At 38.1% G+C, this 13,812-nt stretch carries 16 protein-coding genes and 1 tRNA gene; all 17 read right to left on the bottom strand.

The features are described from left to right. Window position 1: 1 nt before the first annotated feature. The 17 genes from tsaD to VEIT17_RS03950 all read right to left on the bottom strand — a co-directional run bounded on the left by tsaD (window position 2) and on the right by VEIT17_RS03950 (window position 13,803). Entirely contained in the window at window positions 2-1,033 is a 1,032-nt protein-coding gene (gene tsaD / locus VEIT17_RS04030) for a tRNA (adenosine(37)-N6)-threonylcarbamoyltransferase complex transferase subunit TsaD (RefSeq protein WP_178884843.1), read from the bottom strand. Beyond that, the gene (gene rimI / locus VEIT17_RS04025; protein ID WP_178884841.1) at window positions 1,030-1,479 is read right to left on the bottom strand and encodes a ribosomal protein S18-alanine N-acetyltransferase; all 450 of its coding nucleotides are present in this window, start codon (window positions 1,477-1,479) and stop codon (window positions 1,030-1,032) included. The genes tsaD and rimI overlap by 4 nt, the downstream gene beginning before the upstream one ends. After that, window positions 1,479-2,237 carry a tRNA (adenosine(37)-N6)-threonylcarbamoyltransferase complex dimerization subunit type 1 TsaB gene (gene tsaB / locus VEIT17_RS04020; protein ID WP_178884839.1) on the bottom strand — a complete coding sequence of 253 codons (759 nt, stop codon included), beginning with the start codon at window positions 2,235-2,237 and terminating at the stop codon, window positions 1,479-1,481. The genes rimI and tsaB overlap by 1 nt, the downstream gene beginning before the upstream one ends. After that, the gene (gene tsaE, locus VEIT17_RS04015) at window positions 2,221-2,715 is read right to left on the bottom strand and encodes a tRNA (adenosine(37)-N6)-threonylcarbamoyltransferase complex ATPase subunit type 1 TsaE (protein ID WP_178884837.1); all 495 of its coding nucleotides are present in this window, start codon (window positions 2,713-2,715) and stop codon (window positions 2,221-2,223) included. The genes tsaB and tsaE overlap by 17 nt, the downstream gene beginning before the upstream one ends. Then, window positions 2,705-3,685 (bottom strand): thiamine-phosphate kinase, encoded by a 981-nt coding sequence (gene thiL, locus VEIT17_RS04010; RefSeq protein ID WP_178886009.1) that lies wholly within the window; start codon window positions 3,683-3,685, stop codon window positions 2,705-2,707. The genes tsaE and thiL overlap by 11 nt, the downstream gene beginning before the upstream one ends. A 114-nt stretch (window positions 3,686-3,799) precedes the next feature. Further along, the gene (locus VEIT17_RS04005; protein ID WP_178884835.1) at window positions 3,800-4,360 is read right to left on the bottom strand and encodes a GerMN domain-containing protein; all 561 of its coding nucleotides are present in this window, start codon (window positions 4,358-4,360) and stop codon (window positions 3,800-3,802) included. Window positions 4,361-4,363: 3 nt separating this feature from the next. Continuing rightward, a complete protein-coding gene (locus VEIT17_RS04000; RefSeq protein ID WP_178884833.1) occupies window positions 4,364-5,461 on the bottom strand; it encodes an N-acetylmuramoyl-L-alanine amidase family protein in 1,098 nt (365 codons plus the stop codon). Between the two features lie 245 nt (window positions 5,462-5,706). Beyond that, window positions 5,707-6,651 (bottom strand): ComEC/Rec2 family competence protein, encoded by a 945-nt coding sequence (locus VEIT17_RS03995; RefSeq protein WP_178884831.1) that lies wholly within the window; start codon window positions 6,649-6,651, stop codon window positions 5,707-5,709. Window positions 6,652-6,653: 2 nt separating this feature from the next. Beyond that, the gene (locus VEIT17_RS03990; RefSeq protein WP_178884829.1) at window positions 6,654-8,225 is read right to left on the bottom strand and encodes an NAD(P)H-hydrate dehydratase; all 1,572 of its coding nucleotides are present in this window, start codon (window positions 8,223-8,225) and stop codon (window positions 6,654-6,656) included. 1 nt (window position 8,226) lies between these two features. Continuing rightward, window positions 8,227-8,598 (bottom strand): holo-ACP synthase, encoded by a 372-nt coding sequence (gene acpS, locus VEIT17_RS03985; protein ID WP_024066570.1) that lies wholly within the window; start codon window positions 8,596-8,598, stop codon window positions 8,227-8,229. Between the two features lie 68 nt (window positions 8,599-8,666). Continuing rightward, a complete protein-coding gene (locus tag VEIT17_RS03980) occupies window positions 8,667-9,458 on the bottom strand; it encodes a hypothetical protein (RefSeq protein ID WP_178884827.1) in 792 nt (263 codons plus the stop codon). 103 nt (window positions 9,459-9,561) lie between these two features. Further along, window positions 9,562-9,645, bottom strand: a tRNA-Leu gene (locus tag VEIT17_RS03975). A gap of 54 nt (window positions 9,646-9,699) precedes the next feature. Beyond that, window positions 9,700-10,461, bottom strand: coding sequence for a 5'/3'-nucleotidase SurE (gene surE, locus VEIT17_RS03970; RefSeq protein ID WP_178884825.1), 762 nt, complete (start codon window positions 10,459-10,461; stop codon window positions 9,700-9,702). Between the two features lie 17 nt (window positions 10,462-10,478). Further along, complete coding sequence (locus VEIT17_RS03965; protein ID WP_024066567.1) at window positions 10,479-11,741, bottom strand: glycosyltransferase family 2 protein; 1,263 nt, start codon at window positions 11,739-11,741, stop codon at window positions 10,479-10,481. Between the two features lie 19 nt (window positions 11,742-11,760). Beyond that, complete coding sequence (gene pssA, locus VEIT17_RS03960) at window positions 11,761-12,432, bottom strand: CDP-diacylglycerol--serine O-phosphatidyltransferase (RefSeq protein ID WP_178884823.1); 672 nt, start codon at window positions 12,430-12,432, stop codon at window positions 11,761-11,763. After that, window positions 12,425-13,066 carry a phosphatidylserine decarboxylase family protein gene (locus VEIT17_RS03955; RefSeq protein WP_178884821.1) on the bottom strand — a complete coding sequence of 214 codons (642 nt, stop codon included), beginning with the start codon at window positions 13,064-13,066 and terminating at the stop codon, window positions 12,425-12,427. The genes pssA and VEIT17_RS03955 overlap by 8 nt, the downstream gene beginning before the upstream one ends. 14 nt (window positions 13,067-13,080) lie before the next feature. Further along, window positions 13,081-13,803, bottom strand: coding sequence for a WecB/TagA/CpsF family glycosyltransferase (locus tag VEIT17_RS03950; protein ID WP_060924256.1), 723 nt, complete (start codon window positions 13,801-13,803; stop codon window positions 13,081-13,083). Between the last annotated feature and the right edge of the window lie 9 nt (window positions 13,804-13,812).

The raw sequence follows: 13,812 nt of genomic DNA, 5'->3' as shown, positions 1-13,812 counted from the left end.
ATTAATCCTCTTTCCAAGATACATGACCAATTTCAACACTTGGTTTTGCATTCAATGTCAAATCGGCGAACTTACCAGCTTGAGCCATATAATAGGCACGACAACCAATCATGGCAGCATTATCGGTGGACAGAATTTTATGAGGCTTGTAATAGGTAAAGCCTTCTTCCTTACACATAACCTCTAAGGCTTGTTGTAAGCCTTTATTAGCAGATACGCCGCCCGCAATGGTAATACGCGTTTCACCTAATGTATGAGCTGCATCTTTCGTTTTTTCAACTAATACATCAACAATAGCCTTTTGGAAGGACGCCGCAACATCGGCTTGGTTAATAGGTTCATTCTTTTGTTGCTTGCTATTTAAATAGTTTAATACAGCAGACTTTAAACCACTAAAACTAAATTCAAAATTACCAGGCTCACTTAAAGCCTTTGGAAATTCAATTGCCTCTGGATTACCTTCAAGGGCAAGTGCATCAATATGAGGGCCACCTGGGTAAGGGAAGCCCATAACACGAGCAATTTTATCAAATGCTTCACCCGCTGCATCATCACGAGTCTGACCAAGAATATCAAACTCTTCATACCCTTTCACATGGACTAGCATGGTATGACCACCAGATACAACGAGACTCAAAAATGGAGGTTCTAATTCTGGATTAGCTAAGAAGTTAGCAAAAATATGACCTTCCATATGGTGAACTGGTACCAAAGGAATGCCTGTAGCAAAGGATAATCCCTTTGCAGCAGCTACACCAACCAATAATGCCCCTACGAGACCAGGACCATAGGTAACACCAATATGGTCAATATCTTGTAACGTTACATTCGCATCTCGTAGCGCTTGATCTATAACAGGTATAACTTGTTCTATATGGTGACGCGATGCGATTTCTGGCACAACACCACCAAATTTTCTATGAATCGGCACTTGGCTAGAAATTACATTAGATAAAACAGTGCGACCATCCTTTAAGACAGAGGCTGATGTTTCATCACAGCTACTTTCCAAGGCTAATGTGTATATACTCATTCTATTTCCTCTGAAACGAGAGACATAATATAAGCATCCTCTTTTGGCTCTGAATAATAATCTTTACGAATCCCTTTAACAGAGAATCCAAGATTTCTATACATTGCTAAGGCAGGCAAATTGGATATGCGTACCTCTAAGAAGATTTCATGCATACCTCTCTTGAAACATTCATCTATTAATTGTTTAGTAAGTTCTGAGCCATATCCCTTACCACGAGCAGAAGGAATAATGGCAATGTTTGTTATTTGTCCTTCATCATATACGAGCCAAGCACCAGCATAACCAACAATATGATTATCTTCGTAAATAACCATATATAATTTATTATCGGTCCCTTCAAGTTCAGCAAGTACAGATTCAAAACTCCATGGAACTGAAAAGCACTGCTGTTCTATATCATAAATGACCTGAACATCATCGATAGTCGCTAACCGAATCTCCATTATTCTGCTCCTGCCGCTTCAGTCACTACCACAGTAGGATTTTGATTTAACATTTCAGGATTATCCTTATGTCGTTCCTCCCATAACACCTCTGCCTCAGAGCGACGAATATAATAAGGAACCATATCCATTGGATCACATATCTCTTCACGTTCTATCAATTCACGACTTGCTAATAGTAACGAACTTGCCTTTGGAATACGTTGTGAAATATCTAGGACAGTCAAATTAGTATCGCCTTCCTCTAAGAGCTTTTCAATGCGCTTGATGCCATCCCCTAAGAATAGAACCTCTTCCTTTGTTTCTCTAAATTTATCTAATAAATCACTAGCAGCAATAACAAATGGATCCTCTTTACATACTAGTTTATTATTTTCATATCTATATAAACCAGCATATACATGCTTTTTCTGAGCATCGATAACAGTACAAATAGTACGATTTGTATATGAAACATTATGAGCTAAGCTGTCCATTGTCATCACACCATACAATGGAATTTGTAAGGCGTAAGCCATTGCTTTAGCAGTCCCCATGCCAATACGCAATCCAGTGAAAGAACCAGGCCCGATACTAACGATAATACCTTTTAACTCATTCTTTTTTACTTGTGAGGCACGCAATAACATATCAATGTGAGGTATTAGTTGCTCAGAATGAGTTAATCCAGCTTGGATAGTCAACTCACCAATAAGGTTATGCTCATCCATTAAAGCCACACTCGAAACGAGTGAGCTTGTCTCAATTCCCAACCACATATGGGCCTCCTATTTCTACTAAATCATCCTCTGAAAGGTAATCACTACCTAATGTGATAGATCGGCTTGTATCATCAATGCGCGTCAAATAAATCCATAATGTTTCATCTGGTAATTCATCTGGGAATTTATCGGCCCATTCCACAATGGATACGCAATCCTCTGTATATTCGTAGAAGCCAATATTTTCAAGCTCGCTTATATCATCCAAACGATATACATCAAAATGATATAAATGTATTCTATCCACATCATAAGTATTCATGATTGCAAAGGTAGGGCTTGTAATCTCCTCTGTAACTCCAAAGCCTTTCGCAATGCCTTGGGATAGGTGCGTTTTTCCTGTCCCCAAATCACCAATTAAGGCAATACATAAAGGTTCTCCGCTTTGTTTGGCCCATCTACCTATTAACTGTCCAAATTGTTGTGTATCTTCTACTGTATGAGTTTCTAATTGAACATGTGCCTTATAATTCATGAAAATGATTATATCCTTTCGCTTCTATGGTCTTAATCGTTTTATCCGGTGTTACCATCTGAACATGACATGGTCCAGATATAACTTCACCGATTATAGTAATGCCAGATAAACTCTCTAATTTAGGAATCGATGCTTTAGGAGCCGTGAATACTAGTTGAAAATCCTCACCACCATATAATGCATAATCCACTGGATTAGTCTGTAAATACTTAGCTAATTCATAAGTTTCTTCATGAAGTGGAATAGCTTTTTCCTCTATAACAATAGATACGTTACTAGCCGATGCAATTTCATTTAATTCACTACCGAGACCATCACTAATATCATTCATACTATGAACTCCCAGTTGTCTCAATTGTTGGCCTAATTCAATTTGTGGATCTGGTCGTTGATGACCAACCTTCGTCATAGAATAGCCATCTAAATTATAGGATAACGCACCTAAACCTGTGGCAGCATAACCTATATAATTTGTAATGCCCACAATATCGCCAACTTGCGCACCACTGCGCATAATGGCAGTGCCAGTAGGAACATCGCCTATGATGGTAATAGTCCACACCATAGGTCCTTCCGTACGCACCGTATCTCCACCAAGAATATTAAGATGATATCTAGCACATTGATCTTTAATACCTCTATAAATTTCATCTAAAATAGCTGTATCAACATATTCAGGTGTCGCCACAGATAAAACTATTTGTCGAGGGGTCCCCCCCATAGCAGCAATATCACTTAAATTAGCTGTCATGAGACGATAGCCTACATCATAAGGTTTCATGTAGCGAAAGCTAAAATGAATACCTTCCACCATCGTATCTGTACTAATTAATTGATCTGTTTCATCTGTAGCACGATACACTGCACAATCATCACCAATCCCTGTAATTACAGTGCTCGAATCATGTATCGTATCATTTTGAATGTGGCGTATGAAATTAAATTCCCCTACATCTTTTAATTGCATCTCATCACCTAGCTTCCGATTAGTATACATATTGTATTGTAACATATATAAAAGACAACAAAAATAGCAGATAGTTGATATATCAACTATCTGCTACCAATGAGCCTAATATAATTATTTTTTAATTAGGTTTGTCATCCGTTTAACAGGATTTTTCGTATCAAAGGAACCTACAGTAGAAACCTTTTTACCATTATCAACGAAGAGAACACCATTAATATTATCAAAGGATGTCAATGTATTTACAATGGCAGCCATTTGCAATTTAACAGTTAAGTCCCCACCATTACCTTTTACGAAAGCGTCATTAACCTCTACAGAAGCAATGCCGTCCTTTACAGTAACGGATATGATTTCAATATCCTTAGAGAATACTGGATATTTTTGTGCTCTATCAGCTTTTAGCATCGCTAGAAGAGCAGCTTTAGGCGTTACTTTATCCGCCTCAATCTCAACAGTTGATTGTGTTACCCCTGAGCCATCCTCTGTTGGAACAAAGAAGGCCATCTTAACCTTTTCTTGAGATACTTTTGTTGTTTCTGCATCCTTATTGACTTTCGTCTCTTGCACAGGTTCACTTTTACCTGTTGTAGGAGCTTGATTAGGTGTACAACCTGCTACAAATGCAAGCAAGCCTACACAGAGGATCGACAGAACTTGTTTACGTAATTTCATCGATTAACCTCCAAAGTAACTAGCAACACCATTGGCAATGCGATTAGCAAAGTCTTCTTGTGTTTGAGGAGATTGCAATGCACGTTCCTCATTAGGGTTAGAAATAAATCCAAGCTCTACAAGAATGGCAGGCATATTAGTATGTCTTAATACATACAAATTACCTTCTTGAATGCCACGGTCACCATTGAATCCTGGTACACTAGCAATTTGAGATTGTACCTTTTGTGCTAAACGAGCATCATTACCTGTTTTACTATAGTAGTATGTTGCAATACCACCAACACTTGGGTTGTTAAATGCGTTAATATGCACACTGATGAGCGCATCAGAATTGCTACGGTTCGCTACATTAACACGAGCGCCTAATTCATCAACACCACTTGCATTAGGACCATATACGTCTACGTCTGTAGTACGAGTCATAAGCACTTTAGCGCCACGATTTTCTAAGGCTTTTTTCAAGTACATAGAAATCGGTAGTGTAATATTTTTCTCTTGTACACCATGTGGTCCAACGGCACCAGAGTCACTACCACCATGACCTGGGTCAATAGTAATTGTCTTGCCAGATAAACCACCGCTAATAGAATAGTTACCAGATCCTGTCGGCATATTTTTCGCAGGATGTGCAGAAGGAGATGGACGTTTGCCATAGTAAGCAGGTTTAGGTGCCACACCTTTTTTCTGTACATCTACAACGATGCGATACGGTTTCTTATTAACCGTATCTTTTTTCAAGGAAAATACCTTTACATCACTCGTATCGATAGATGAAGGTGTCTTGATTGTTACTTTCACATCTCTGCCATCCTCTGTAAGTCTAGCAGAACTAGCTATGCTAGAGTCCATATTAATATTCACTTTAGCAGTTTTTAGCTTTGTGTTCTTTAAGGTAACAGTCGTCGTTTTCCCATCTTTGCTAATCGATGCAGATGCTTTCACAGGTGTTGATAGATCCATTACCATACGAACATATGGTACAGGTGCATCAGTTCGTGTCACCCATCGAGCATCTTCAAGATTAGCTGCCTTTGCTTGAGTCAAGAATAGAGGTAAAGCCATCAAGACAGCAAGGCACATAAAAAATAGTTTACGCAATACATTCACTCCAATCTAACTGACATACGTAGTGTCCAAACCATAGAGATGAGTCGATGATATCTTTGTGAATCAAAGTCTCATCGTTCCAATCTATCCATAAACTAATGTTAGATTATAGATAGATTATTTCATACAAACATGAAGATTAGTATGCCGATTATACATATTACTATATAAAGTCTTTATACAGTAAATACAAAAATCAGTTGCTTAAAATTATTTTTTGTGCTATACAATCGATACTAACGTTCAGTTGTAATTTGCCATTCATTCCCATCCGTACTAATGTGAATACGTCCCATCGTATCTGTACGGTAAATGGCAATATTGTTCTCCTGCAAACGACGCAATGTTATATCGTGAGGATGACCATAACTATTATACATGCCATTTGAAATTAATGCACTTTCTGGTTTAATAGATTTCAAAAAATCTTCAGAGCTACTTGTACGAGAACCGTGATGTCCTACCTTAAGAACGCGAGCAAACAGTCTAGAGTTCTGCTCTTTTATGAGTTTTTTCTCTTCTTGTAATTCTGCATCACCAGTAAAGAGCATAGAGAATTTACCAAAAATTAATTTACCTACGATAGAGTTATTATTAAGATCTGGCTCCCCTTTTTTATCTGTTAAAGGTTCCGCCCATGGTGCATATACTACAAATACAGCACCATGTCCAAAATCAACTACATCTCCACTACGCAATGTAGAGCGGTGGATTTTATTTTTATCAATCCATTTCTCATAGGTTTTATACATATTATTATCAACAGAAATGCCATCATCATATACATGTTCAATAGGCATTGCTTTGGCAATAGCATAAAAACCGCCCATATGATCAGCATGTGGATGTGTAATGATAATATTTTTTAACTTAGTAACACCCATAGATTTTAGCTGAGCTACAATATTTTCACGATGCTCTATGTCACCTGTATCGATCATACTATATTCATCAGCAACCTTAAGCAGTATAGCATCCCCTTGACCGATATCTAACATATATACGTCTAGATGGCCTTCAGGGTTCGTTTGCTTAGTATCGATAGAATAGCCTTCATTTGTACTAGAACTAGTCTGAGATGCTGCATTAGCTACATCTTTATGCGTACATCCTGCAATAGCAAAGATTGGAATACATAGCACTAATAAAAAGGCTATAAAGCGCTGTATTTTATTTGTCATTCTTATTCTCCCAATAATTCACTAATGACACAGCCTATAGAAGTACTTACATCACTAGGTGTATATCCCCACGTTTTCGTATCACTTAGTATATCTGCACTGCGACTATGTACATAGACCCCTAAAATGGCACTATCCTGTAAGGAATACCCTTGGCTAATAAAGCCTGCAATGACTCCGGTTAATACATCCCCCATACCGCCAGTTCCCATACCAGCGTTTCCGATAGTATTAACATAAACTGTACCGTCAGGTAGTGCCACAACAGAAGGAATTCCTTTTAGAACAAGTACTACCTGATGAGCCTTAGCAAATGCTCGTGCCAATGTAATATAGTGACGTTCAATCCATTTTATAGGTAAATCAATGAGCCTACTAAACTCACCTAAGTGAGGTGTCATAACACAATAAGGTAGATCTCGTTCCACCATGTATATAGACTCAATCGCACCATCGCGTAAGGTATCTTTATCAACAGAACCTACATGGCCCAACGCATAAAGCGCATCTGCGTCAAGAACTAATTGACCTTCGTAGCTATCTAAAATAGAATCTACAAAATCAGGAATATCACAAGTACGTCCTAGTCCTGGTCCCATAGCAACCACTTGGCGACCTTCTAACATAGCTTGATTAGCCTCTGTAGAGGTGACCATAACTTCCGGTATGATGCGACCTTGTACGATCTGTTTAATCGATTCTGGAACCCCTAATGTCACCTTGCCAGCACCGCTATGAACTGCAGCCTCTGCAGCTAAAATAGGTGCACCAATCATATCACTAGAACCACCAATAATCAAGGTATTCCCATTAACGCCTTTATGAGCCATAGGAATTCTATAGTTGATGAGTTTTTCCGCTAAGTCAGAGTCTATAGTTATAGTACTAGCTCGTTCTCCGAGTACCTGTTGCCAAGGAGCCCCCAAAGGAGCAACCACTACGGTACCCCCTACAGCCTTGCCAGGATATAGTAATAAACCTTGTTTGATAGCACCAAAGGTAACTGTGTAATCATAGACCAAAGTACCTTCAGCTACTTGACCTGTTGTGGCATTTAAGCCAGCAGGTACATCGATAGCCCACAAATCAAAATTATATTGACTGCGCATAGTATCAATAACGTGCAATATGTCTATTGTCGTATCTCGAAGACGTCCAGCTAAACCTGTTCCCATAATGCCTTCTACAACTATAGCTACATTTGACCAATCATTAAAATCATCAAACATATCAATGATACAGCCCATTGCTTCACATCTCTTGAGTTGAACTGCAAAAAGATCGCTACATTTACTCGTATCACCTACTAGTGCAATTTGTACCGGTACACCTTGCTCTAAAAGATGACGAGCTGCTACAAGGCCATCTGCCCCATTATTACCTGTACCACAGATAAATAGTACAAAACTATTGATAGAACGTGCATTATCTAAGGAAAACAAGTCATATTGTCCCCACAAAGCATCCACAATGCCACGTCCTGCATTTTCCATTAAAATTTCTAAAGAGACACCTAATTGCTTAGGTACTTCTTGATCTATATATCGAGCATCTTCAGTTGTTAATATTTGCATCTTATGCTCCTTCAAGTATAACTGTACTCATTGCATATGCTTTGCAATGACTAATCGATACATGTGTATCCGTATAGCCTAATGTTTCATAAATATCTTTAAAAGTATCTTGTAATCGAATTAAGGGAGCCCCTAATTCATCATGACCGATTTCTATATCTTGCCATGAACCATGACGCATTCCCGTACCTAATGCTTTAATGAAAGCCTCTTTAGCAGCATATATACCGGCATAAGACTCGTAACGCCCCTTATTTCGGCTTTCACAATAATCAATCTCATGAGGCGTATATACACGGTCGCGAAATGATTGAGATTTCTCTAAAGCTTGACGGATGCGGTCAATTTCTATAATATCATTCCCTAATTTCATAATAACTCCTAAATTATCCTAACATTTATATTATACACTCTTAAAGTGGATAAAAACATAGATAAAATCTAGGCATTTACAGAGAATGGCAATGTGGCTAGACTGTAAATTTCTACCTTACCTTTACGGTTAACCGCCACGTACATCTGACCATTACGGTAATCCATATCCTCTACTTCCATTCCTGAAGTATAAGGGCTTATATTCTTTACTACGCCTTCATCATCGACGAAAACGAAGGTCGTTAAGGTTGTAAAAATAGTGTTACCATTAGCAGCATAAGCACCATTATTATTTAAGTCGGTATGCTCTGCATCAATCTTATACGTTTTTACCTTATTAAAATTTGAATCATAGTAGTTAATAGTACGATGAGAATTTGTTAAAGGCACAATCGACACATATTCATTACGCTCTTTATCAAAGGCAAAATTAAATACCTTTTCTTTCAATTTAATAGGCGCTTCAACAATCATACTATCCGCCTCTATAGGCGTAACAATATATCCATCTACAACAGCATTAGTAGTATAGTAGCGATTGTTATTCGGATTATAGGTTAACGTATTCATATGACCTAATAAACGTTTTTGACTATATTCATACTTAGCAGTCACTTGCAACGTTGTGGGATTAATTTCATAAATAATTTGCTTTGTATTATCAGCATTTATACATGCGAGAACAAATACATCTTTTTTTGAGTTATAACAAAATCCTTGGCATTGATTTACGCCCGCATCTAACGGGATTTCTGCTAAACGAGATAAAGGCAATGGCATTTGGACAGCGCTTACAGGTTGTGCAAGCTTTGGTATATCAAAGACATTAGCAATATAATCAATCACACCTTGATCCATATTATCACCTCAATCGAACAAAAATGTATATAATCGTATATTAATTCATAAATATAAATATATAAAAAATAGGCGGTAAGACAAAAGTCTTACCGCCTAAAGTTGGTGCCGGAGGTGGGACTTGAACCCACACGGTGTTACCCGCTTGATTTTGAGTCAAGTGCGTCTGCCATTCCGCCACTCCGGCGTCTCGGAACATTTGTTATTATACAGATATCCCAATACAATGTCAACACATTTTTTATATTTTATCTAAAATATTTTGAACCGCTTCCATACCGCTGTCACATTGTTGCTTCCACGTAAGAGCTACACCTGTTATATAGCCTTTACGAGCATATTCCACATCAGTGGGAACACTTTCAGCACCATAATCTAGCTCGCCTGCCAACCAATAGTAATCCTGCCCTCTTGAGTTAATACGAGCATCAATAATATTGCTATAAGTTTGTAAACCTTGACTAACCATTTTAAAATGATCCCAATCACATACGCCACGTAACGGAAAGTTCACATTTAATAAGCCATCAAAATTCCCTTTCACATAAATTTTTTCTATCAATTCATGGATAAAGGGATGCATTTCATCCCCTCGTTCAGGAGAATATCGTTCCACAGACAATGCTAACCCTGGAATGCCATAAAAACAACTTTCCATAGCAGCAGATACAGTACCAGAATATAGCACATCTGAGCCCAGATTAAAGCCATGGTTAATACCTGAAATCACAAGATCAGGCATATCATCAGTCAATAAATAACTAAGGCCAAACTTCATGCAATCAGAAGGAGTTCCCGTTAGAGCATAAAGGCGAGGATTTTCATCCTCGCCATTGTACGCGTCTAATTTTAAAGGAATCTCAGTCGTCAATGCATGGGATTTAGCACTTTGCTCATTTGCAGGTGCTACAACGGTAATTCGATAATAATGACTTAAGTACGATGCAAGACGGCGTAAACCATCTGCTAAAATACCATCATCATTACACATTAAAATATGCATAGTCACTCCTACAGATTCTATTTTTTATTCTTATTCATATTGCCCATACGTGTTAATTTCACGTCATTCAAACCAACAGCTCGCGTATGAACTGTATGAGACCATTCCTTATTATGACGACGGAACCAACCTAAAATATTTACAGGAACCCAAGAGTATACAAAAATTGGATATAACAAATAGTAGAACCAAATTTTAGGTGGAACCTTAATTTTTAACAATACAATAAGTGGGAACAAATATTGACCAATACCGATAATTTGCCATACAGACATCGGCATAATTTGATACAAAATATTTGTATAAATCGGCACATATGCATTGATATATGAAAATACTAAATATATAGTTGTCAACAACAAGAAATAAGGCTGACTAACTTGTAAAATGCCATCTAGAATAACGATATTTCCTTGTTTAATACCTGCGGCAAATAATTTAGGAATATATCGATCCGCACAGTCAAATTGACCTTGTGCCCAACGTAAACGTTGTTTACAAGAAGCCATCATAGTCGTAACTTTTTCATCATACACAATGGCATCGTGAGCCCAAGTAGTTTTAAGACCATGTGTTAATAGCTTCATAGAGAATTCCATATCCTCAGTCAAGCTATTACAATCCCAGCCATATTCACGGATGATAGATGTACGTATACACATACCAGTACCACCTAGTGCTGTGGACAAGCCAATGCGGTATTTTGCTAAATGCCACATATGATTAACCATCCAAAACATGATGGAAAATGTACCCGCAACCCAAGAGTCTGTTGGGTTTTTAGAGTTCAAATAACCTTGAATTACAGACTCACCTTTTTCAAGATGATCATTCATTTCTAACATAAATTGAGGATGTACTAAATTATCGGCATCAAAGATAAGAAAGGCATCATATTTCCGATCCATTCTTTCCACACGATCAAACATCCACCCCATGGCATAGCCTTTGCCTACTTCTTCTTTATTGAATCGTTCATGTACATTGGCACCAGCAGCACTTGCTACCTCAGCAGTCTTATCTGTACAGTTATCGGCAACAACAAAGATATCGTACAACTCATCAGGGTAGTCCAAACTACGTAAGTTTTTTACTAACTCACCAACTACGGCTTCCTCATTATGAGCACACACAACGATAGCAAAGGAATTTTTAGGGGTATAGTTTTTATGTACTCGAGACCGCCACATACCAATTACGGCGAGCACAAAATAATAAACCGTATAAATTACGATTATTACCTGCATAGGGATCAATATCAGATCCAGTAGGTAATTCATACTATTATCCTCCACACACTTATTTACGCACTATATTTAACGCCCCATTAACAAGGCCAAATACTACATAACCAGCAAAGATCATTACTGCCCATGTATGCCAATCATATACGAGACAAGCTATGACAAAAATAGCAGTTAGTACAATGGAAAGTTTATTAATATAGATTGCAGTTTTACCTTTGAAGTCTGGGTATTTTACTTCACTAACCATTAAAAAGCCTACACCAATCATGCAAACTACTAATACAAATTGAGGAACCTCTACACCACACAATACGTAGGTAGCCGCCAAGCAACCTGCAGCTGGAATTGGCAATCCTTCAAAGTAACCATGAACTTCTTCGGTTTTAATGTTAAAACGAGCAAGACGGAATGCGCCCAATACAGCAAATACTAATAATGGTACATAGGCAATCCATCCCAAACCATAAAGCTCTTTCATATATAACATATAAGCTGGTGCTACACCAAAGCCTACAACATCTGACAAAGAGTCTAATTCACGACCCATAGGTCCTGCCACACCTAAAGCTCTCGCTACACGACCATCTAAACCATCAGCAACTAAGGATAATAGTACGCAGATAGCAGCATAGAAGGTATTCCCTGTAGCAGAGAATGTGATACCTAGAACACCAAAAGCTAAATTAGCACTAGTAAACAAATTTGGAATAATAGATTTATTCATGACGCAACCTCCCGATAACAGTGTCTCCACCTGTAATATGTTGACCTTTTTCCACGAACAACTCTACATTCTTATCCATGTAGATTTCAGTACAAGAACCGAATTTAATCATCCCGTACAATTGGCCGCGTTCAAGCACGCTATCAAGGTCTGTCCAAGATACGATACGACGCGCTAAAAGGCCTGCAATTTGTGTTACCAATACGGAAGTACGATCATTTTCAATACAAATAGTATGACGTTCATTTTCAAAACCTACACTATCTTTAAAAGCAGGCAAGAAACTGCCCATTGTGTAGTGACGGTATGTAATTTTACCATCAATAGGCGCACGATTAGCATGTACGTCAAAAACAGATAGGAAAATAGTTACTTTTTTACACTCTTTATGTAAGTAAATATCTTCGTATACATCAGAAATATCCATAATTTTACCATCCGCTGGAGATAAAATTAAATCAGGATCTTGAGGGATTACACGTTTAGGATTTCTAAAGAAATTGACGAAAAATAATGCCAGAATAAATGAAATAATCGCAATTACATAATGTCCTAAAAACCCTAATACCACCGCGATAATGAGCATAGCCCCTATCAGTGGAAACCCTTCCTTAATTATTGGTCCTGTAGGCACGATTCAACACTCCTCTATTTATTTCTAATAACGGTCCACATAAACTTCGGAATAGCCAACATGCGGCCAATCCGTTGAGGTTCTAAATATAATCGATACAACCATTCGAGACGATTGCGTTGCATCCATTCTGGAGCCCGAGGAATATTACCTGCCAAGACATCAAAGGAACCACCTATGCCGATAGCAACAACGCCATCCAGGTGACTCAATTTTTCTGAAATCCATTGTTCTTGCTTTGGTACGCCTAAGGCAACAAAGACTAATTTTGCCTTAGACTCACTAATAGCTTTAACGATTTCTTGTTCCTCTGTGCTATCGAAGAATCCATCATGAATCCCTGCTATATTTAACGGTCCAACTTGGGCAGATAAATTATCAATTGCTCGTTGAGCAACACCAGGTGCTGCTCCTAAGCAGTATACAGGAATTTGCCGTTCAGCCGCAACTTTAAATAATCGTTTAGTTACGTCTACACCAGTTACGCGTTCAGGAACATGTTCACCTTGACGCTCTGCAGCCCACAAAATGCCAGCCCCGTCAGGAACGACGAGACTAGCATTATTCAATATGGTGTGCAATGTAGGATTTTCATTTGCCAACATAACCATTTCTGCATTAGCCGTGGCTACTAAATGTAGTCCCGGCTCTTCAGTTAATTGTAAAATACGTTGGACAGCCTCATCCATTGTTACACAATCGATAGGCACAGATAAAACAGAAATACGTTTATTCAATGTAATACT

The organism is Veillonella nakazawae (genome assembly GCF_013393365.1).
Classification (GTDB): domain Bacteria; phylum Bacillota; class Negativicutes; order Veillonellales; family Veillonellaceae; genus Veillonella; species Veillonella nakazawae.
Note: the sequence above shows the minus strand (reverse complement) of the source record. Positions and strands in the feature narration are given on the sequence as shown.